Origin of the sequence: Kordia sp., from assembly GCF_965283645.1 — a bacterium.
Lineage (GTDB): Bacteria > Bacteroidota > Bacteroidia > Flavobacteriales > Flavobacteriaceae > Kordia.
Genome location: NZ_CBDIPG010000001.1, coordinates 924,890 through 947,541 on the forward strand (window position 1 = coordinate 924,890; position 22,652 = coordinate 947,541).

The 22,652-nt window shown below is 31.7% G+C and carries 19 protein-coding genes; 8 read left to right on the plus strand and 11 right to left on the minus strand.

Features of this window, described 5'->3' with window-relative positions:
- Positions 1 to 27 precede the first annotated feature (27 nt).
- Together ACQ654_RS03820 and ACQ654_RS03825 are read right to left on the minus strand one after the other, a co-directional pair.
- Positions 28 to 174, minus strand: a complete 147-nt coding sequence (locus ACQ654_RS03820; protein ID WP_430408988.1) for a hypothetical protein — start codon at positions 172 to 174, stop codon at positions 28 to 30.
- A 95-nt stretch (positions 175 to 269) separates the two neighbouring features.
- Positions 270 to 416: a hypothetical protein gene (locus tag ACQ654_RS03825; RefSeq protein ID WP_430408989.1), complete on the minus strand. Its 147-nt coding sequence runs from the start codon at positions 414 to 416 to the stop codon at positions 270 to 272.
- A gap of 493 nt (positions 417 to 909) precedes the next feature.
- On the opposite strand from ACQ654_RS03825, the gene ACQ654_RS03830 reads away from it, so the two are divergent.
- Positions 910 to 1,410: a GNAT family N-acetyltransferase gene (locus ACQ654_RS03830; protein ID WP_430408990.1), complete on the plus strand. Its 501-nt coding sequence runs from the start codon at positions 910 to 912 to the stop codon at positions 1,408 to 1,410.
- A gap of 324 nt (positions 1,411 to 1,734) precedes the next feature.
- Here the strand turns inward: ACQ654_RS03830 and ACQ654_RS03835 are convergent, their stop codons facing one another.
- Positions 1,735 to 2,403, minus strand: coding sequence for a hypothetical protein (locus ACQ654_RS03835; RefSeq protein WP_430408991.1), 669 nt, complete (start codon positions 2,401 to 2,403; stop codon positions 1,735 to 1,737).
- Positions 2,404 to 2,857: 454 nt separating this feature from the next.
- Between ACQ654_RS03835 and ACQ654_RS03840 the strand changes: the two genes are divergently transcribed.
- Positions 2,858 to 4,366, plus strand: a complete 1,509-nt coding sequence (locus tag ACQ654_RS03840) for a reverse transcriptase domain-containing protein (protein WP_430408992.1) — start codon at positions 2,858 to 2,860, stop codon at positions 4,364 to 4,366.
- A gap of 58 nt (positions 4,367 to 4,424) precedes the next feature.
- Positions 4,425 to 5,822 carry a DNA recombination protein RmuC gene (gene rmuC, locus ACQ654_RS03845; RefSeq protein ID WP_430408993.1) on the plus strand — a complete coding sequence of 466 codons (1,398 nt, stop codon included), beginning with the start codon at positions 4,425 to 4,427 and terminating at the stop codon, positions 5,820 to 5,822.
- A gap of 238 nt (positions 5,823 to 6,060) precedes the next feature.
- Here the strand turns inward: rmuC and ACQ654_RS03850 are convergent, their stop codons facing one another.
- Positions 6,061 to 6,645, minus strand: a complete 585-nt coding sequence (locus ACQ654_RS03850; protein ID WP_430408994.1) for a hypothetical protein — start codon at positions 6,643 to 6,645, stop codon at positions 6,061 to 6,063.
- 230 nt (positions 6,646 to 6,875) lie between these two features.
- Between ACQ654_RS03850 and ACQ654_RS03855 the strand changes: the two genes are divergently transcribed.
- A complete protein-coding gene (locus ACQ654_RS03855; RefSeq protein ID WP_430408995.1) occupies positions 6,876 to 8,024 on the plus strand; it encodes a vWA domain-containing protein in 1,149 nt (382 codons plus the stop codon).
- A 175-nt stretch (positions 8,025 to 8,199) separates the two neighbouring features.
- Complete coding sequence (locus ACQ654_RS03860; RefSeq protein WP_430408996.1) at positions 8,200 to 9,651, plus strand: sigma 54-interacting transcriptional regulator; 1,452 nt, start codon at positions 8,200 to 8,202, stop codon at positions 9,649 to 9,651.
- Positions 9,652 to 9,738: 87 nt separating this feature from the next.
- Here ACQ654_RS03860 and ACQ654_RS03865 read toward each other — a convergent pair whose 3' ends face one another.
- Together ACQ654_RS03865 and ACQ654_RS03870 are read right to left on the minus strand one after the other, a co-directional pair.
- Positions 9,739 to 11,031 (minus strand): hypothetical protein, encoded by a 1,293-nt coding sequence (locus ACQ654_RS03865; RefSeq protein ID WP_430408997.1) that lies wholly within the window; start codon positions 11,029 to 11,031, stop codon positions 9,739 to 9,741.
- 270 nt (positions 11,032 to 11,301) lie between these two features.
- Complete coding sequence (locus ACQ654_RS03870) at positions 11,302 to 12,588, minus strand: lipase family protein (protein WP_430408998.1); 1,287 nt, start codon at positions 12,586 to 12,588, stop codon at positions 11,302 to 11,304.
- 211 nt (positions 12,589 to 12,799) lie between these two features.
- Between ACQ654_RS03870 and ACQ654_RS03875 the strand changes: the two genes are divergently transcribed.
- Positions 12,800 to 13,129 carry a T9SS type A sorting domain-containing protein gene (locus ACQ654_RS03875; RefSeq protein WP_430408999.1) on the plus strand — a complete coding sequence of 110 codons (330 nt, stop codon included), beginning with the start codon at positions 12,800 to 12,802 and terminating at the stop codon, positions 13,127 to 13,129.
- Between the two features lie 384 nt (positions 13,130 to 13,513).
- Positions 13,514 to 16,057, plus strand: coding sequence for a LytTR family transcriptional regulator DNA-binding domain-containing protein (locus tag ACQ654_RS03880; protein WP_430409000.1), 2,544 nt, complete (start codon positions 13,514 to 13,516; stop codon positions 16,055 to 16,057).
- Positions 16,058 to 16,203: 146 nt separating this feature from the next.
- On the opposite strand, the gene ACQ654_RS03885 is transcribed toward ACQ654_RS03880, so the two are convergent.
- From ACQ654_RS03885 to rpmH, 5 genes are all read right to left on the minus strand, one after another.
- Positions 16,204 to 16,761 carry an acyl-CoA thioesterase gene (locus ACQ654_RS03885; RefSeq protein WP_430409001.1) on the minus strand — a complete coding sequence of 186 codons (558 nt, stop codon included), beginning with the start codon at positions 16,759 to 16,761 and terminating at the stop codon, positions 16,204 to 16,206.
- 312 nt (positions 16,762 to 17,073) lie between these two features.
- Entirely contained in the window at positions 17,074 to 17,826 is a 753-nt protein-coding gene (locus tag ACQ654_RS03890) for a class I SAM-dependent methyltransferase (RefSeq protein WP_430409002.1), read from the minus strand.
- Positions 17,827 to 18,127: 301 nt separating this feature from the next.
- Complete coding sequence (locus ACQ654_RS03895) at positions 18,128 to 18,427, minus strand: DUF805 domain-containing protein (RefSeq protein WP_430409003.1); 300 nt, start codon at positions 18,425 to 18,427, stop codon at positions 18,128 to 18,130.
- 280 nt (positions 18,428 to 18,707) lie between these two features.
- The gene (carB, locus tag ACQ654_RS03900) at positions 18,708 to 21,563 is read right to left on the minus strand and encodes a carbamoyl-phosphate synthase large subunit (RefSeq protein WP_430409004.1); all 2,856 of its coding nucleotides are present in this window, start codon (positions 21,561 to 21,563) and stop codon (positions 18,708 to 18,710) included.
- Positions 21,564 to 21,668: 105 nt separating this feature from the next.
- A complete protein-coding gene (gene rpmH, locus ACQ654_RS03905) occupies positions 21,669 to 21,827 on the minus strand; it encodes a 50S ribosomal protein L34 (RefSeq protein WP_082113443.1) in 159 nt (52 codons plus the stop codon).
- A gap of 169 nt (positions 21,828 to 21,996) precedes the next feature.
- On the opposite strand from rpmH, the gene ACQ654_RS03910 reads away from it, so the two are divergent.
- Positions 21,997 to 22,563: a DUF2892 domain-containing protein gene (locus ACQ654_RS03910; RefSeq protein ID WP_430409005.1), complete on the plus strand. Its 567-nt coding sequence runs from the start codon at positions 21,997 to 21,999 to the stop codon at positions 22,561 to 22,563.
- Positions 22,564 to 22,652: the final 89 nt, after the last annotated feature.

Genomic DNA, 22,652 nt, shown 5'->3' on the forward strand with positions numbered 1-22,652 from the left:
GTTAATATGTTTTAGGTTTAGGTAATTTTATCTTGGTCTTCTTGGTCCTGGCGCAGTGTCTGATGGAATTGTATCAACAGGATCATCCATTGGTACAGCATTGTCGGCTGGTTCTACATAGCCTGCATCTGGATCAAGATTAGGATCTGTAATTCCGCCAAGAATTTGAAACATCCGTGTTGTTTCAATATGATTGAATTGTTGTTTTTTTCATAATTTTAATGTGTTTGACTTGTGTTTCTTTTAAACTCTTTTTTAAAAAACATTAATTAAGACGAAGAAGATGTCGAATCATCTGCTGTAGTATCAGCATCGGGATCTTTGTTAGGATCTGTGATTGGTTTAGGAGTTAATCTTCCTCCCAAAATTTGAAACATCTGTTTTGTTTCAATACGATTGAATTGTTGTTTTTTCATAATTTAAATTGTTTTAGTTAACAATTCAAATGTATAGGTATAGAAAAATAAAACAACTGATATACATAGCTTTGTGATAAATAGGTGTAAAAATAGTGATGAATTAAAAATATAGTGTGACCAGTCACTAAATATCTGGGATGAACTTTTTTCATCTTCTCTAAAGGAAATCACATGTGATAAAATTCTATTCTTAAAAAATAGTACTTGATCAATAATTTTGATGAAAGTGATAAAAATGATACAGTGTTTTTTTACTAATTTTTAGTCGTTTTTATGCAAACAAAAAAACACTTCACAAGCGTGAAGTGTTTTTTTAAAACTAACCAACCAAAATGTAATGCGACTCTCTTTACTTCGAGTAACCAGCTCTGTGTAATGTCCTCACCGCGTTACGTTTTAGTATAAAACAAGTACCGTGCCAAAAAATAAAATCTAGTATATTTTTTGTTTGAAATAGATTTCGATATTTTTATAAATTAATACTATTCTCTTGAAAAAAATATTTGAAACCGAGCGTCTTATGTTGCGTGAGTTTACTCAGAAAGATGCCGCTTTTGTGCTTCAACTTGTCAATTCGCCTTCATGGTTAAAGTTTATTGGCGATCGTAATATAACAACGATAGAGGTTGCGACTCAGTACATAAAAAACAATTTAATGCTAAGCTATGAGATCAATTATTTTGGTTTGTGGTTGGTTTCACTAAAAGACACAGGAATTCCAATTGGTATGTGTGGTTTGGTGAATAGAGATTATCTTGAAAATATTGATATTGGTTTTGCTCTTTTACCAAAATATGAGCGAAAAGGATATATGTACGAAGCTACAAAGGCAACGATGAATTATGGAAAAAAAGTAATTGGTATTGATAAAATAGTTGCGATTACAGATACTAAAAATGTAGCTTCAATTGGATTGCTAAACAAAATAGGATTGCAGTTTGAAAAAAAATTGCAACTCTCCGATGATGACATAATTTTATTATTTTCGTAGCGTACTTATAGTTTACAAAAAAAGAACTCACAACTCACATGAATCCTAAACTAAAGAAAGGCATAAAAGCTGGTCTTGCAATGTATGGAATTGGTTTTTTAATCTCATTGCTATACTACGTATACGTTCCGCAAAAAAGTCATATGCCAGCAACTTACATGCTTGTTTTAATTGGTTTATTTTATATATCATTCATACTTTTATTCGTAAATATATTTCTGTTACTATTTAACAAAATAAGATTGCTCATTATGGGGTTTATAATTACAAACATGATCTATATTATAGTATGCTTGATCTTTCTGTATTTTAAGCCGATTTGATTTAAATTTCTAAACCTTCTACAAAAAACTTTTTTGGTAAATATTCTTCGCTAAATTTTTGATGTACATAATTAAACCACATCACTTTATATAAAATTTCAGAAGTAATTTTTCTTTGGTTACCATTTGGATAAAAGAGTTTTTCTTGAGGTTCTTTTTTTATTCCTGATAAAATAAAATCTGGAGTTTGATATGAAGTTTTCTTTAGTTCTTCATTATTTTTTTTTTCATAGGACTTTCTGTGTTCTAGTTTTTTTGTTTTGAATTGTACCACTTTTCCATATAAATAATTAAAATCACTTACATAATTAGTAACTTCATCAATTAAACTTATGCTTTCTTTTCCATTTTCATCAACTTCATCTTTTCTATAAAAATTTAATTCTTTATGTGAAATCAGAAAAGATTCAAATAAAGTTTTCTCTTCAAATTTACTTGTATTGGCACAAAAATAAACACAAACGTATTTTATGAAATCTGATATTTGAGCTTTTTCAATTTCTTCACTAAATATTTTCTTATTTTTATAATCTTCTAAATAAACTTCTTTCACTAACATTAAAGGAGGTACTAGTAAACTTAAATCTTTTATACTTGAATGATTTTGTGTTAAAGGATGTGATTTTAAAGTAACTATATCACCAATACCAAACTTATTTTCTAAATCCATAAAATATTTTTTTTAAATGTACGAAAAAAGTTAGATTTGTCGTAAGTAGAGAAGTTCTTTAAAATTTATGATATTACATTTACAGAACTATTGTATCAATTATTTAATTGGTCACTTAATCTGACCATTTTTGGGATAATACATACGAGATTAAGAAGAATGTAATTGTTTGTATAATTTCTTGCTTTATGCATAAACCAAGAATTATACCAAACGAGTCTGTCTTGCTATTGAGACATCTTGTCAAGCTTCCCACTAGGAAAGCAATCAAGTAGCAAACAGCTAAGATAACTAAATTTCTTGGATATGTATCAATCATAAGTTCTAAGGTATTTAAAGTCTTTGACGTAAAAATGCAGCGTGAATCGAGAATTCGGTTTGTGGTTCAACTCGAAAGAGTGTTATGTAATTATTCAGATAAAAAACGTGGGAACTTCTCATACTTTTTTAATTCATGCAGAAACAAAAAGATTGGTTTAAAGATAGAGGTTATCTACATTTTTCTAATAAAACACCATTACGTGTTAGGAAGAGTGTGTTTAACTATGTCTCAAATTCTAAGAAAGTAGCGAGTCACTCTTTTTATCCTTTAATTTTTAAAGAAATAAAACAAAGACGTTATAAAGAATCAAGTTTTGAGGAAATAATAAGACGTTCTCATAAAAAATGGAAGGACGGGAAAATAGTTTCTAATACTAAAATCAGAGAAATTTTATACACAACACATATAGATGCGCATGTGTATTCATATTACACACAAAAAATTATCACTCCGAAGTATGAATATTACCTGAAACAAAATGCGCTTCTATCTGATTCAATTACAGCATATCGACAGATTAAAACTGATGATGATATAAAATTTAAAAATAATGTACATTTTGCTAAAGATGTTTTTGATGAAATAAAAAGGCGAAAAAACTGTGTTGCACTAGTTTTAGATATTGAGAACTTCTTTCCTAGCTTAGATCATAAAATTTTAAAGTTAGCTTGGGCTAAATTATTAGGTTGTAAAACACTTCCAAAAGATCATTACAATCTTTTTAAGTCATGCACACGGTTTTCATATGTAAAACTTAATGATTTAAGAACAAAGAATAATCATTTTGATGAAAAGAAAATTGCACACTTACGTAATAAAGGAAAACATACATTTTTTGAAAATATAAAAGAGCTTGTAGCTTCAGAAATAATAATTCATAAAAACCAAAAGAAAAATAAGAACGGAAAACTTATGGGAATTCCACAAGGTTTACCGATAAGCGCATTATTAGCAAACATTTATATGCTAGCATTTGATGAAGATATAATTAATGAATTAACTATAAAACAAGGAGTTTTTTACAGAAGATATTCAGATGATATCGTATTTTTATGTGAACAGAATCAAATAGATTTAGTTGAAAAATTTGTGGAAAAAGCAATTGATAAAATTAATCTTTCAATTTCATTTGAGAAGACGGAAAAAATACTTTTTAAAAGTGATTCAGGGCATTTACAGTGTTATAAAATTGAAAAAGATAACTCTTTGAAGAAAAACTTTCCTTTAAATTATTTAGGCTTTGAGTTTTATGGGTATCAGACTTTGATTAAATCGAAAAACTTAGCAAAGTTTTATCGAGAAATGAAAGATACTGTAAGACGAAAATCTAAACGCGTTGAAGCAATCAAAGAAAAGTATCTACTTGATGAAGCTCCTTTATTTAAAAGAAAAATTTATCGTTTATATAGTTTTAAAGGTGTTCAAACTCGTGAAATACCGACAAAAAGAGTGACATTCATTAATGGAAAGCAGCATATTCATAAATATGATAGAAAGTTCAGAGGAAATTATTTACGATATGCATATAGAGCTTCGGAAGATTTAGAAGCTCCTGAAATAAAAAGGCAATTGAGAAATCATTGGAAAATTTTACAAAAAACGCTCAGGAAATATGAGTTTTCAAATGTAAGAGATTCATAATTCAACATTCTGAATTTATAATTAACACAAAATACTATCTTTACACAAAATCTAATTCATGTCAGAAATCGTTATTTATATTATTCTTATAGTAGTGTTTTTAGCTGTTGGTATTTTCTTAGGAATGTACATCGGAAACCTTAAAACAAAAGCACAACAAGAAGGTTTACACGAACGTAACCGTCAATTACAAACACAGTTTGATGATTTGAAACAATCCGCCCTAACTGAAACTGCAAAGCAAAACGAGTCGTATCAACAACAACTAAATGATGTAAAAAACAGTCTGATAAAAACAGAACAAGAACGTGAAGAAATTCGACGTGAAAAAGATTTCTTAAATGTAGAATTAGCCCGAAAGAACTCAGAATTCGAAAATCTACAAAAACAAAACCTAGAACGTGATGAAGCATTAAAAACGCAACAAGAACAACTTCGCAAAGATTTTGAGTTGTTAGCGAATAAAATTTTAGAAGAAAAATCATCCAAATTCACAGAACAAAATAAAGAGAATATTAAAAACATATTGACGCCACTACAAGAGAAAATTCAACATTTTGAAAAGAAAGTGGAAGACAGTCAAAAGGAAAATATTAGTATTCATTCCGCTTTGCGCGAAAAACTATCCGAACTCAGCAAAGCCAATTTGCAAATCAGTCAAGAAGCTGTCAACTTAACGAAAGCGTTGAAAGGTGATAGTAAAATGCAAGGAAATTGGGGCGAATTGGTCTTAGAACGTGTTTTAGAAAAAAGTGGTTTAGAGAAAGATCGTGAATATATAGTACAACAAAACTTCTCTCGTGACGATGGTTCACGCGCTATGCCTGATGTAATTATCAACTTGCCAAATAACAAGAAAATGGTAATTGATGCAAAAGTTTCATTAACCGCTTACGAACGTTATGTCAATAGTGAAGACCAAGAAAGAGAAGTGAATTTAAAAGAACATTTAATTTCTATAAAACGTCATGTAGATCAACTTTCAGCTAAAAAATACGAAGATTTATACGAAATGGAAAGTCCCGATTTTGTATTGATGTTCATTCCGATAGAACCTGCATTTGCAATTGCCATTAACGCTGACAATACCTTATACAACAAAGCATTTGAACAAAATATTGTCATTGTAACGCCAACAACATTACTAGCAACTCTCCGTACAATTGATACGATGTGGAATAATGAAAAGCAACAACGAAATGCAATTGAAATTGCGCGCCAAGCTGGTTCGTTGTATGATAAGTTTGAAGGATTCATGAGCGATTTAATCGGAATAGGTAAAAAAATTGATGCTACAAAATCTGACTATTCTTCAGCAATGAACAAACTTTTTGAAGGTCGTGGAAATATTATCACAAGTATTGAAAAAATTAAGAAAATGGGCGCAAAAGCAAAGAAATCACTTCCCGATACAATCATTAAACGTGCGGAAAGTACTGATGAATTGCAGGAATAGGTTTGGTGTTTGTTGAAATATAAAATACCAATAGCTAATCAAATATAACAAGGCAAAAATAGTTTCAAAGTACTTCTCGATACAATTTTTCTTCATTTCATTACGAAAAATCACTCAAAGCGACCCAAAAGCACTTGCGCTGAGCGCAGCCGAAGTGAAGTGACCAAAAAAACACCTTATCTGAGAGTTTGATAAGGTGCTTTTGTGACGTTTCCATTCATTTGCTATTTCTTTCATGTTACACTTGACTTACGGTAATTGAAACAGCGTTTTCTAAACCTAATTCTTTGTTAACTTTCACTTTTGTTAAGATATCCATTAACTTCAAATCTTTTTTCCATTCTCCATTTACCAACGTTTGTACATCATATAATACGCCATCTGTTGCAAATTTAATTTTCAGTCCTTTGTAATTAGCATCATATTTTGTTACTACGGAAGCGTAATTTTCTTGAAACCAAAGTTCAGCTTCTCTTGCTCCTTTTGCTAATTGTTCTGGCGTTCTTGCTCTTTTCTTTTCTGCCGCAATTGATTTTTGTAAAGCAAGTTTTAATTCTTCTGTGACTTCCATTAAACTGTCATTTAATTGTTGTTCAGCTTGCGCTTCCATTAATTTTATTTCGTCCATTGCTTGCGCAATTGCAATGCATTCTTCCAATGCTTGCGCTTCAAATTCGCTTGTTGTTTGTGTTGCTACAGGAACTACTGTTGCCATTTCTTCTCCTACTACTGCTGTAGTTTCTTTTGTTTCGTTTGTTGAAAAATTGCATGCTGTAAATGCTAATGCTACTAATCCTAAAGCTGTGAATACGGTACGTTTCATACGAGTTTGTTTTTAAGTGTTATACTTTATTTATAGTTCAAATATGCAACGAAACTCAGGAAGAATTTGAATAGCTTTAGTATTCGTTAGAAACCATCTAGAATTCGTTGAAGATTGTTAAATTTCATTGCCTATCTCCAATCTTTCACGTATTTTTATAGAAAAAGAATACGCTGGTAAAAATCTTAACAATTTCAATCCAGCCATACTGAAAAAGAAAGATTGAATACATGAATGGAATGAATTTTAACTACGAAAAAGGCTTTACATTTAGTAAACATATTCCAGAAGACATATCGCATTTTGATCGCGTGTTTAATATTTTTAAAGACGTTCTCACGCACACGTCAGGCGATATAGAAGAAGCCTTTGAGTGGCTCGATACGCTCGATAAAGAATACAATATCTTCACGGACGAATACACATTGCAAGACTTTGAAGACGATCTGAAAAAGCGCGGTTACATCAAAGAAGAAATTGATCCAGATAAAGGAAATGCAGGCAACGGAAGCGGAAAAGGTAAAAATATATTGACAGCGAAACTGGAAGCTGCCTTGCGTTCGTATGCACTAGATCAAATATTTGGAAAGCTAAAAAGAAGCGGTTTAGGAAATCATAATACATCAAAATTAGGAAAAGGTGACGAACACAACGGAGAACATCGTGCGTTTCAATTTGGAGACGATTTGTCAATGATAAACATGACAGAAAGTATTAAAAATGCACAAGTAAACAATGGAATTTCAGACATACGTCTCACCGAAAATGATTTAATTGTTGAAGAAACAAAACATAAATCGCAAATGAGTACAGTGTTGATGATCGACATTAGTCATTCCATGATATTATATGGCGAAGACCGAATTACACCAGCAAAAAAAGTTGCAATGGCACTGGTTGAGTTAATTCATCGTAAATATCCAAAAGATTCTATTGATGTTATTGTCTTTGGAAACGAAGCATGGCCGATTAAAATCAAAGATTTACCCTATTTAAAAGTTGGACCATATCACACAAATACAGTTGCCGGATTGGAATTGGCAATGGACATTCTTCGCAGAAAACGAAACACGAACAAACAAATTTTCATGATTACGGATGGAAAACCAAGTTGTGTGCAGTTGCCTTCTGGAGAATTTTACAAAAATAGCAATGGTTTGGACGAAATGATTATTTCAAAATGCTTGAACAAAGCCGCACAGGCGCGAAAACTAAAAATTCCAATCACAACCTTTATGATTGCTCAAGATCCGTATTTACGACGATTTGTAGAACTTTTTACGGCACAAAATAGAGGAAAAGCATTCCTAACTGGATTATCTGGTTTAGGACAAATGATTTTTAAAGATTACGAAAAAAATAGAAAAAGAAGAATTTAAATATGGCACTACTTTTTCCGAAGTATCGTAATTACTTTGTTGAAGCCTGTGCTGAACTTGATTCAGTATTCTTTGGAGAAGCAAAGAAAACGAAAATAAAAAACAAAAATGATACACCTAAGTTTTAAGTTGTTTCATTTAAAAAAGAACAATTGAAAAAGAATAAAATTCATAGATGAAAAAAGAAATCACATTCAAAGAATTAAAGGATTCTGGATTTATAGATAAAACAATTAGTGAAGAAATTCAAGCAAATTTAATTGCACGAATCAAAGCAAATGAACCTGTTTTTGAAGGACTTTGGGGATATGAAGATACGGTAATTCCGCAATTGAAAAAAGCAATTTTGGCAGGACATCACATTAATTTATTAGGGTTGCGAGGACAAGCAAAAACTAAAATTGCAAGAAGCATGGTTGCATTGTTAGACGAATATATGCCAATTGTAAAAGGATCTGAAATTAATGACAGTCCGTTTCAACCTATTTCTAAATATGCAAGAGATATACTAGCCGAACATGGTGACGAAACTCCAATTTCGTGGGTACACAGATCTAATCGTTTCTTTGAAAAATTAGCAACACCTGATGTAAATGTTTCTGATTTAATTGGTGATATCGATCCTATCAAAGCGGCAACATTAAAATTACCGTATTCGGATGAACGTGTATTGCATTATGGAATGATTCCGCGTGCCAATCGATCTATATTCGTGCTAAACGAACTTCCTGATTTACAGGCGCGTATTCAAGTATCATTGTTTAATATATTACAAGAAGGTGATGTGCAAATACGTGGTTTTCAGTTGCGAATGCCGCTCGATATTCAATTTGTATTTACGGCGAATCCAGAAGATTATACCAACAGAGGAAGTATTGTGACGCCGTTAAAAGATAGAATTGGCTCACAAATTTTTACACACTATCCAACATCAATTGCGTTAGCGCGTAAAATTACCGAGCAAGAAGCAAATGTTTCCACAAAAGATAAATTGGCAATACAAGTTCCGAATCTTGCAAAAGATTTGTTGGAAGAAGTAGCGTTTGCGGCACGTAATAGTGAATATGTAGATGCAAAAAGTGGTGTAAGTGCACGTTTAACAATTAGTGCCATGGAAAACTTAATGGCCGCCGCAAAATTACGATTAATTGAAACAGATGCTGAGCAAACTACAATTCGTTTGGTAGACTTCATGTCAATTATTCCTTCAATTACAGGGAAAATTGAATTGGTATATGAAGGTGAACAAGAAGGTGCGGATGAAGTAGCTAAAATATTGATAGATGATGCCGTAATGACATTATTTGAAGATATATTTCCGCGTGTTCCTAAATTAGAAAAAGAAGGTGTAAAAACAACGTATACAGATGTAGTTACTTGGTTTGAAGATAACTTTATTGAATTGAATTATACAGCTACAGATGAAGAGTTTTATACAAGTATTAATATGGTAACACCTTTAAAAAGTATTATTGAAGAATACGCTTCTGATTACAGCAAAGAAGATCAATATTTTTGTAAAGAATTAATATTATGGGCATTAACGGTTAATAATAAATTAGATAAATCTGAAAATAGTACAGCTTTCACGTTTGATTCGGCTGGTTTCGGCAAACACTTTTTATAGAAATATATTTGAACTTAAATAAAAATGTTTCCAGAAAGTTATACGATTTTCTGGAAACATTTTGTTTTGTTAAACAGCTGTGAAAATTTATTTTTCGTCGCAAACTCCAGCACGCTGTGCAAGTTGCCACATAAAATCGGTACGGTAATATGTAGAATCTTTCGAAACCGAATTATTTTCATAATCTTGTAAAATTGGGGTTCCGTTGTAAGCAATTGGATGAATTCCTTGTGTGGTAGTATCTGTGACTTGATTTGGTAAAATAATTCCATCTCCCATGGAGCTAAACATTCCTAAATTTTGTCTTGGATTGTTGTTATTTAATGTAGCGCGTGCATGGCATGTAATACAGGAAGAGCTGGAAACTAAGTTTGCTTCTAAAATAGAGTTACCAAGGATTGTAGCCTTTCCTTCGTTAGTTGTGTATTGCGTTTGCGAACCTTTTAAACGGTAATTTTTAAAAGCTTCTGGAACATTATTTTCTTCGAATAAAAGTTTTAAAGCTTCTGAAGTTTCTCCCGTATTGTAACCCGCATTAACTACATTTCCTGGATTGGGACTAATGAAAGGTTCTGTACAACCAAAATTATCTTTACATCCTATATAATCACAAATACCCAGGTTTCCTGAATATTCAAAGGTAGACCAAACCCAATTTGGGAGTTCATGTGTTACCAAATGAAAACCGACTAAACCCATGAGTTGATCAGTTACGGAAGCTTCAATAATGTCTGGTGCTTCTTCGGATGCATCCTGTACTTCACTTACTACTGTCTTTTTACCACTTATAATCTTAGTATAGTACGATCCAACTTGTGATGAATCAACAGGAATCCATTGAGCTTTGATCATCATTGCATCTTGCGGAAAATTAATTCTTCGCTCTTTAGCCATTTTATAAACCGAATCCTGATTGTACAATGCATTGTCTTGAATATAGTCAAACATGGCTTTGTTAATTCGTAATTCTTCGTAATATGGATTGTCAAAATTAAGTGTCAACATCGTAAATGCGGTCGTTTCAAAATTACTATTCGGGCTAATTCGTTGATTATTAACCGCGTCAATGATAGCAACCGCTTTTGGATTTCCGAGTAAATTTTTAAATGAATCGGTAGGCCATTCTTTACCATTACAAGCATCTTCATATGTATATTCAGCACTTGCCCAAAACTCCCAATTTAAGTTGGTGGGCGATTCTGTTTTTATCTGGAAAGTTCTTGCCATTTTTTCCCATACATATTGATCGGTATGATAAGCGGCCATACTTGCATCCGGATCATTTTGTAAGGTCTCGTAATCTGTTTTTACTTGTGAACAATTGTACATTAATGCTGACAATAATAACAAGCAACTGGAAAATTTTAAGTTTCGTTTCATAATTTATGGTTGGTTAGTTAAACTCTTATTATTTCTAAGTTATACTCTCCTATTTTACTCACTTGTTAAGTTTGGTAAAAAAATGAGAGCATATATCAGAACTTTGCCATAACATATATGAAAGTACTTCTATACAGTATTAAATTGAGTTTGATAAATTCTTTTAACTAGTAGGAATATTTATAGTCTAAAAATTAAGTCTTTATAAACTATATGTTATGAAAAAAATAAATCAATTATAATAATAAAATGGTAGGTTAGTATATATGATTAGTTGGCATTATCTTTTGCAATTGCTAAAGCGGCTTCGTCTATTTTTTTCAAATCAATTTTCACAATTTCCTTAACTGCATATTCATAATCTTCTAAAACAACTTGATCTTTTGGTTGATGAGCCGTGAGTATTTTTTTATATGCAGTCATAAATGGAACAATATCAAGTAACGTATGATATTCACTTGTATGTTGTACAGCGGCTTGTGCTGCAAAGCGCGCTAAATTTCTCAGATATACAGCATATTTTCCTAAAGCTGTAGGCAATACCAATCCTATATATTCTAATTTTTTAGAAATTGTATCATCCATTTCAGTATCAAAAGTACCATTTAGCGTTGTTGAAGGGCTTATTTGTTGGTAACGATTTACTGGAACACCAATAATATTTTTAGTAGCCAAAGCATTTAGTGCGGCGGCACTTGCTAAAGTTCCCGTAATTGTTTCTGAAGGATTTGCATCGCTTGGTTGTTTGATATAATCTTCATAAATAGTTGGTATTTTTTCTAAATCTTCTTTTTGCCAAGCATGTGGTACAACATCAATAGCGTTGTGTTGACTTAAATAGTAAATTTTAGATGCGGCAATTTGTTTTTCGTAATACGAAGCAAAAGCTTCATCACCTGGTGTTGGCCCAGCAGTTGGAAACGCACCAATAGATGTTATTCCATTTGCATCCCATTCTGATTTTGTATCTGAAAGAAACAATGCTAATGTAGGAGACAAAGCACCGCCTAAACTATGTCCAGCAACGGCTATTTGCATTCCAGTTAACATAGGATTTTTCTTTAAGAAGTTTTTTAAAGCCGTAATTACAGTTTCTCCTTCATGATCTTTCATGTTACGTAAAATAGACAAGCCAACATACGTTCCATGTGAAATGTTTCCAGAACTTGGAACACCTGTTATGGTTTCCCAAGATTTTGTTGTGTGTACCGAAAAATCTTCTACTAGCCATCCAAATGGAGAGTTTACATTTGTTCCTGCAATACCAATTACCATTACATTTTCGTCTGCATTGTAATACATTCCCATGGTATTGTCTGCATGTACAGAATTTGATGTTGGGTCATTTGCATACACAATTGGTCCCCAAACAGCTTTCCAATTTCCAATAATAGAAGTCGTTTCTGACAGAACAGCGGCAGCAACCGTTTTTACATATGCTTGCATTTTAACCATTCCGCTTTTACAATCGGTTTGTTCCCATGACAGGTTAGAGGCTGAATTTACTGAGAATGATAAGCTATAAATTTGTTTTAAAAGTTCATTTGAAGGATTCATAAATTTTTTTCTTTTTTCTTGAATTACTAAGTATGTTTATAAACAAAGTAACTATTTTCCATATGCTTGTATTAGAAGACTTACACGCGAATATAGAAACAGGTATTTATACTGATAAAAAGAGAAAAATGTTTATGAGAATGTTAAAAAAAGGTCATATTTGTAAATAATTATTACTTTTGTAAATAAGTTATCCCAAATTGAAAAAAGAGTGAAGCTAAAAATACTTTTAACTATTTTATTATTTTCTTTTGCCACTACCATGTTCGCTCAAAACAATAGTAGTGTTGCATTAGCTTCTACGACTGAAACAGTTTTTAATATCTTACCAAATCCTGGAATTAACGAATTAAATATTAGACTTACAGAGAAGAAAAATGCTTCTGTTGAAGTTTATAATTTGTTAGGTAGAAAAATTTATACAGGAAAATTAACGACAATGCACAATGCTATTGATATTACTTCTTGGAAATCAGGAATTTATTTGGTAAAAGTAATTACAGATAAAAAATCGATCACAAAACGATTTGTTAAAAAGTAATTCTAGTCTTTCACAAATTATCTTTTCTTTTCTGCTTTAATCTTTTAGCACACATCTTCAAAATTTTTGTTATTGTTGTATACATTGTACAACTTCTTTTTTTCTTTAGTACAATTTTCTGAATATTAATAATGATGTAATTAATTCAAAAAAGAGTAGATTTCACTCATCATAAATTCATCACTAAAACAACTCTTTTAATACCTTACTACAAATTTAGCACGCACTTTTTTTATTAAAATTTTATATAAAAATTCATTTCATATCATAGTAAAGTCAATATATAAAAGGATTTGTGACGAACACCTTTATAATAGGGACAAACAATATTTTACTAATTTCATTATGTTTTAAATAATAGTATTTTTGTTTAAAACATACATCTTGAGCCACTACCAATATCTTATTCTTCTTTTTTTTACATTAAATATATGTCATGCACAGGAACATGTATACAAGCATTTTGGTGTAGATGAAGGTTTGCCAAGTTCGGAAGTATATGATGTTTATCAGGATAAACAAGGATATATTTGGTGTGCTACCGACAAAGGATTGGCACGTTACAACGGCTATGAATTTGAAAATTTTACCACACAAGATGGATTGCCAGACAATGTAGTTTTAGATTTTTTTCCTCAAAAAAATGGACAAATTTGGTGTTATGGGTATCAGAATCAAGAAATATTCTATTTTGATGAAGATTTTAAAAGGTTTCATAAATTTAAGTATAATAACCTATTCAAAAAATACATTAGATCTAATACTGTTGTAAAGAGCATTGTTGTTGATAAAAATGAATCTATACATATTGGTGGGTATAATATTTATGGAAAAATTGAAATAACCAAAGACGGAAAAGATATCAATCGTTATGAGAAAAACACTAATACGACTAAAGATCCTGGTGAATCTAAAATTAAATTTGCCATAAATACAAAAAATAATCTCCTATTTTCAATATATGATGATTATGAGTTTCCTGAAAATATTTTGACTTCTCATGAGACAAATATGGTAAATTCACGGTTAAAATTCGATCGGTTAAATAAAAATCAATATGCAGTTATAAACAATGGTTTGTGGATACTTTCTAAAAACGGATCTTATACAGCTGTTAAAACATCACATGCTCCAATTGGAGTTAAACAAATAAATGATTCTCTTTTTTTTGTCGGATATTATAACAATGGTGCAGAAATTAGAAACGTATCAGGTGCTGTAATCAAAACATTCTTACCTGAAAAATCGGTAACTAACTTTCTAATAGATACTGAAGGAGGTTATTGGTTTAGCACTTTAAATCATGGTGTTTTTTATGTGAAAAATCCTAAAATAAACGTGTTTCGTAGAGTGCATGTATCTTCTTTGACAAAAAATAATGAAAATGTATTATTTGCGGGTTTTAATAATGGTAATATTGTGAATATAACAAAAGGAAAAATTAATGTTATATACAAGGCGTTGAATATCAATAAAGCCATTGTTGAATATGATAAAATTCAAAATCATTTTTATGGATATAGTGATAAAGGTTTCATTAATTATACATTGCATATAAAAGATCATCCTAATTATGTTCGAAAAATTCCTGAAAACGTTGGAAATCCTTTGTTGTATTCGGGAACATCTTCCTATACAGTGATCAAGAATGATACTTTTGTTACCCATAAATTGAATCATAAAACGCAAGATGTATGTATGTTAAATGGAGAAGTTTTGATTGCAACCACAAATGGTTTGTTTGTACACAGAGATAGTGTTGTAAAAAAGAATCCTTCTTTAGACTTTTTGAATCTAAGAATAGATGATATCGATATCAATAAAAAAGCAACTACAGTATACATGGCTACACATGATGCTGGAGTTGTGGTGTATGGAAATCGTATTTACAATATAATGGAAGAAGATGGCTTGACAAACAATATTGTAAGTGAAGTTCATATTGAAAATGATTCTATTGTTTGGGCATGTACCAACTCTGGACTCAATAAAATTTCATTCCTGCCCAATGATACATTTAAAATTACAACAATTACAAAAGAAGATGGTTTATTAAGCAATGACATTAATGATGTAGAAATCGTAAATGATACAGTTTGGGTTGCTACAAAAGAAGGCTTGTGTTTCTTCAAAAAAGATATGATAGCAACAGATACAAGCTCAAAAATGATTTCGCTACATATAAAAGAAGTCAAAGTAAATACTAAATCCATTGATGATGCCGCTGTAAAACTTCCGCACTATCAAAATAATATCGATTTTTCATTACTAGCTATATCGCACAAAAACTCTAACAATTTTAATTATTTATATAGAATAAAAGAAATAGATACCAATTGGATTGCTACAAAAAATAGAAACATTCGATTTCCTTTGTTATCGCCAGGAAATTACACATTTCAAGCAAAAGCCTGTGTGTTAAATACTAACTGTGATAACGTCGTATCATATACCTTTAAAATTATGCCGCCATTTTGGAAAACGTGGTGGTTTTATAGTATGTGCGTATTTCTACTATCTGGTATTGTATATCTATTCTTTAAAATTCGTGTGTTTACGTACAACAAAGATATCATTCGTGAGCTCATTCGGTTGGCTATAAAACGTTTAAAACGGGAAGAAAAATTCATTAATTTTCGATCTAATGGAGAAGATTTTAAAGTTCCCACGTATGAAATTTTATACGTAAAATCGCAAGGAAACTATTTGGACATTATTACAGAAAAAAAGACGTACACAATTCGTTGCAAAATAGGCGATTTTATAGCAACTACGCCAGATGCCTTAGAATACCTTAGGATACATCGTTCACATATCATTAGAATTGATAAAGTATCGAGCAAAGGAAAAAATTGGGTTGTCATAAAAGAACAAAAAATACCCGTTGGAGAGACATATCTCTATCAATTAGAAAAAATTCAATTTTAACTAGAACAGTATTGAATATTGAGGTTTTGGTATAAATGTTTAGAATCCATAAACTCACAAAAGAACAAATCGACAAAATTCTAAATGTAAAAGTATTTTTCAACCAACACATAAAACCCGAAAGCAAAGTGACCCAAAAATCAAACCTAAAGCCTTTCCGTACACGTAATTTTCACTTTATACTTTTCTAAATCTTTAATATACTTTTCGAGTGTAAAATCTTCATGATCAAACTCTTCTCGTCGTTTACGCTTCATTTCAATACGTTTCAATGCTTTCAGAAACCGCTTAATGGCTGTAATATCGTCTAAAATTAAGCCATCAACTTCAATACCTTTTCCATCGTCATCACGTGCTACCATTGTAAAGTAAGAAGAGTTGCAATGTTTTACAGCGCCAGTTTGAATATTTTCTGCTTCCACGCGAATGCCTACAACCATCGACGTTTTTCCAACATAATTAATAGAAGCACGCATCGTAACCAATTCGCCAACATCAATCGGATTCAAAAAATCAACAGTATCTACGGAAGCCGTTACACAATACGCTCTCGAGTGTTTAGAAGCGCAGGCAAACGCAATCTGATCTAACAATGAAAGAATATAGCCTCCATGAATTTTTCCACTAAAATTAGAATGTGACGGAAGCATCAATTCGGAAATTGTAATTCTAGATTCTTCTGCAGATTTATATTGTATACTCATAAACGGTATTTCTAAATATTTGTTTAAAAATAATGAAATAAGTTCACTTCCGTGAGATAAATCTCGTTGAAAAACGAATTTTAGATCCTAACAAACGAATCTTAAAATAACGTACATTTTACTTCAATTTCATAGAATATTTGAATCAGTACGAACAAAAAATAACGCAAATGATACGCTCAAGTTTGACTTAACTGCTCAAATTAACTGTTCATTTGAATTGGATTACCATACTACAAAGAAGTTTATTTAGAAGACAAAATTGTATTTATATGTACATAGAATCACAATAACAGAAACAATGTAAACAGCTTACTGACAAACAAATATCTGTTTTTCCGAAGTGTCAGTAAATGCTTCTTCGTTAAAACTTCCAAATTTATGAATGATATTAAAATCATTCCATGTAAGGTAAGAATCTAGTTCCTGTGGAAAAAACAATCTCATATCCAAGTTTTGAATTGAATTAAATTCACCATTAATGTAATAATGCCATTCTATACGATTAATCTGAGTTTTATTTTCATAGCACATTTGCTGTTTTATCAATACTTCTCTTCCATCGTTGGTGGTATATTCGGCAATTTGCGTATGATCTTTTTCAGCTTCAACAATGTATTGAATATTCGGATTGAAGCAATCTAACAGAAATAAACCTCCTTTTTTGAGATGATTTTTAACCACGGTAAACGCCTTAAATAAATCTTTATTTTTATATAAATGATGAATTGAGTTAAATGGAATAAAGATAAGATCGTATTTTTCTGGCAAGTGCAAAGTTCTAATATCTGCTTCTATAAATTCAATTTCTAATCCTTCTTTGGAAGCTTTTGCTGTTGCCTGTTCAAGCATTGAAGGTGTAAAATCTACGCCAGTAATATCATATCCATCTTTTGCGATTGGAAGTGTCAATCTGCCTGTACCACAACAAAGCTCTAGTATACGAGCATCTTTATTTTTTGGAAGCCACCGTTTGTAAAACTCCAAATCGGCTAGATTGGTGTTCATTCCATCATAGATATTTGCATCATAAATTAAATCGCCAACTTTATAACTATCATTCATTTTGTCCTTTTCTACCTATTATGTTATCATGAATACATAAAAAATAATGTGTAATTCTATTAAAACTGCTTATTATTTTCTATAAAAGTAGAACAAAGATTATACGTATGCAATCTACTTTTCCGTAAAGAGTTGCTTATAGTAATTATATTCTGAAAAAAATCTGAGATTGCTCCAGTTTGTTCTCTACTGCATTCAACTGACAGTTTGCACTGAAATTAAATAGATTGGTACAATAATTAGAAATGCTTCCTGCAATCGTAAGACTTTAGGAAGCTTTTGTTATCGCTATTGAGTTGATTTACTCTAATGAAGTTTCCTTTTTGTGAATACAAGCTAGAATAATATTGACAAGTGGAACTAAAAATAACCAGCGATTGTATCCTGCATCGTTAAGTCTTCTAAAACCTAAAGCTATAAAAGGAAGAAGCGTTAATATCAAATAGATGTCGCCTAAATTATCAATACCCAATTTGACACTCAAAATTCCTAAAATAAATACAATTATATTTTCAATAAGGAAAAACATCCAAAATTGTTTTACAGTTGATTTACCTGTAAAATCAAAAGTTCTTTTTAGTGGTTCAATGTAATAATTCATACGTTATTGGTTTTAACAGTTTTTAGTCATCTTATCATTTTGACGACTTTTTTCTACAAATTACTACAATAATTATCAAATCAAGTTATGGTTTTCCGTAAAGAAAAAAAATAATTCGTGAATTCGTGACAAAAATAGATTCTTAACTTCTCAACAATGACCATGCAAAACAAAAAAAATGCTTCCAAAAACCGTATGGCTCATGGAAGCATTTTCAACTGTATTTGCTTTTTTATTACATATCGACTAGATTCGATATAACAGTTACCATGCAAAGAGTTTATTTACTCAAATACATTTTTCTACGTGAATATAAGTTGTAGAAATCGTCATCTTTTAAGCTATCAATAAATAAGATGCTTTCTCCTGTACTTTTCATTTCTGGCCCTAAACGCTTGTTTACATTCGGGAATTTATTGAAAGAGAACACAGGTTGCTTAATGGCATATCCTTCTAATTGTGGATTGAAATCGAAATCCGTTACTTTCTTCTCTCCTAACATCACTTTCGTTGCAAAGTTTACATACGGTTCTTTGTATGCTTTCGCGATAAAAGGAACGGTACGAGATGCTCTAGGATTGGCTTCAATAATGTACACCATATCATCCTTGATAGCGAACTGAATATTGATCAACCCAACTGTATTTAATGCCAAAGCAATCTTTTTTGTGTGATCTTTAATTTGTTGCATCACAAACTCACCTAAGTTGAATGGTGGCAACGTTGCGTTTGAATCTCCTGAGTGAATTCCGCAAGGTTCAATATGCTCCATGATTCCGATGATGTATACATTTTCACCATCACAAATTGCATCTGCTTCAGCTTCTATAGCGCCATCTAAATAATGATCTAGTAAGAGTTTGTTATTTGGAATTTTACGCAATAAGTCTACTACAGTTTCTTCCAATTCTTGCTTATTAATCACAATTTTCATTCCTTGTCCTCCAAGTACATATGATGGACGAACCAAGATTGGGAAATCCAATTCATCTGCCAACGCTAAGGCTTCATCTGCATTTTCTGCAACTCCAAATTCTGGATATGGAATGTTGTTGTCTTTTAATAAGGTTGAGAAACTTCCTCTATCTTCCGCTAAATCTAACGATTGATACGTTGTTCCTAATATTTTTATTCCGTGACGATCTAACTTTTCAGCAAGTTTCAACGCGGTTTGTCCACCTAGTTGTACAATGACACCTTCTGGTTTTTCGTGTTGAATGATATCGTAAATGTGTTCCCAGAAAACAGGTTCGAAGTATAATTTATCAGCCGTATCAAAATCGGTAGAAACCGTTTCTGGATTACAATTAATCATAATTGTTTCGTATCCACATTCAGCCGCGGCTAAAACTCCGTGTACACAACAGTAATCGAACTCAATTCCTTGCCCAATTCTGTTTGGTCCAGAACCTAACACCACAATTTTCTTCTTGTCAGTTACAATACTTTCATTGTGAATATAACGTTTGCCGTCAGCAGTTTCTATTTCTGCTTCAAATGTAGAATAGTAATACGGTGTTTTTGCCGTGAATTCTGCCGCACAAGTATCTACTAATTTGTACACACGTTTTACGCCTAATTCTTCACGTTTTTTGTACACTTCACTTTCCCAACAACCCAACATGTGTGCTATTTGTCGGTCAGCAAATCCTTTTTGTTTTGCTTCTAACAGTAAATCTTTCGAAATAGAATCAATTTTATTATGTGAAGCAATTTCTTTTTCTAACTGGTGTAATTCTTCATATTGACGTAAAAACCACATGTCAATTTTAGTGATTTCGTGAATTCTACTTAATGGAATTCCCATCTGAATGGCATCATAAATTACAAATACTCTATCCCAAGAAGCATGTTTTAGCTTGCTTAAAATTGTTTCATAATTTTTATATCCTTTTCCATCTGCACCAAGTCCATTACGCTTTATTTCAAGTGATTGCGTTGCTTTGTGTAAGGCCTCTTGAAACGAACGTCCAATTCCCATTACTTCACCAACAGACTTCATTTGCAGTCCAAGTTCACGATCAGATCCTTCAAATTTGTCAAAGTTCCAACGTGGTATTTTTACAATTACATAATCGAGTGTTGGCTCAAATAATGCTGAAGTCGATTTTGTAATTTGATTGTCCAATTCATCTAACGAGTATCCGATAGCTAATTTGGTAGCAATTTTTGCAATTGGATATCCTGTTGCTTTACTTGCTAATGCTGATGAACGTGATACACGCGGATTAATTTCAATTGCAATAATTTCTTCTTCCGCATCAGGACTTACAGCAAATTGCACATTACAACCACCTTCAAAGTCACCAATACTACGCATCATATGAATTGCCATATCACGCATTTTCTGATACGTACGATCTGATAATGTCATGGCAGGTGCAACCGTGATGGAATCTCCGGTATGAATTCCCATGGGATCCATATTTTCGATTGAACAGATAATTACGACATTGTCATTTTTATCACGAAGTAACTCTAATTCGTATTCTTTCCAACCCATCATTGCTTTGTCAATCATTACCTCATGAATTGGAGAAATTTCCAGTCCACGACGTAATAATTCGTCAAAATCTTTTGGATCGTATACAATAGAAGCTCCTGCGCCACCAAGTGTGTACGATGCTCTAATAACTAACGGGAAACCAAATTCTTGTGCAATTTCTTTTCCTTTTAAGAACGATGTTGCAGTTGCTTGTGGCGCCATTCCAACACCAATTTCAAGCATGAGTTCTCTAAATTTTTCACGATCTTCCGTAATATTAATCGCTTCAATATCAACTCCAATTAGTTTTACATCGAAGTCTTTCCAAATTCCTTTTTCATCAGCTTCAATACATAAATTCAAAGCAGTTTGTCCACCCATAGTTGGTAAAACTGCATCAATTTGTGGATGCTCTTTTAAGATTTCAATGATTGATTTTGTAGTTAAAGGTTTTAAGTATACATGATCCGCCATAGAAGGATCGGTCATGATTGTTGCGGGATTTGAGTTGATGAGAATTGTTTCGATTCCATCTTCTCGTAATGAACGAAGTGATTGTGATCCTGCGTAGTCAAATTCACAGGCTTGACCAATTACAATTGGGCCTGACCCAATAAGTAAAATTGAATTTAAGTCTTTTCTTTTTGGCATTTTGAATAGTTGTGTGTTGTGTTGCTAAAAATAAAAAAATGTTCAAGTATAAAAAAAGGTGTTGCTTAAAAAAAACAACACCTTAATTTATATGATTATATATCATTACTTCTTATGTCTCAATTCAGATGACACAGAAACTTTTTTTCTTCCTTTCGCTCTTCTACGAGCTAGCACTTTTCTACCGTTTACAGAAGCCATTCTTTCTCTGAAGCCGTGCTTGTTTCTTCTTTTTCTTTTCGATGGTTGAAATGTTCTTTTCATTATATAATTTCTTTAATTTCTCTTCTAAAATAATTGTATGTGCACGAGAGATTGTTTCTAAAAGTGCGGCGCAAATATACAAAGAGTTTTTACTTTCACAAACAGATTTTAAAAAATATTTACGATTGTTTTTTATACATTTGCAACCTCTATAAATATATACCGTTTTATGTTCAACAAAAATATTAAATTAATTATAGCTGCCGCAATTTTAGCATTCGCAATTTACCAAATTTATGATGACTATATTGGTAACGGAATTTTCTTGATTCTGCTAGCGGCAATCTTTGTATTGCTCTACTTTAAGAATGAGTTTATTTTATTATCTTTTTTAAAACTTCGTAAACAAGATTTTGAAGGTACAAAACGTTTGCTTTCTAAAATTAAAAATCCAGAAACTGCACTTACAAAAAAACAACAAGGATATTATTACTATTTACATGGTATTATGGCTTCCCAAAATAATTTGACTCAAGCCGAAAAACATTTGCGCAAAGCAGAAAAGTTAGGACTGAGTATGGATCATGATATGGCAATGGTAAAAATGACCTTAGCGGGAATTGCTTCTCAGAAAAATAGAAAGCAAGAAGCGAAGAGCTTGATGAAGGAAGCTAAGACGCTTGATAAACGCGGAATGATGTCTGAGCAAATAAAGATGATGGAACAGCAGATGAAACGCGCTTCAAACGCTCCTAAACAGCATTATGGAAACCGTCAGCAAATGCGAAGAAGATAATTTCGTAAAGTGAAAAAGAAAATATATTGCGAAAGCGACTTGTAATAGAGTCGCTTTTTTTATTTCTATTTGTTCCATAAAGATTTACT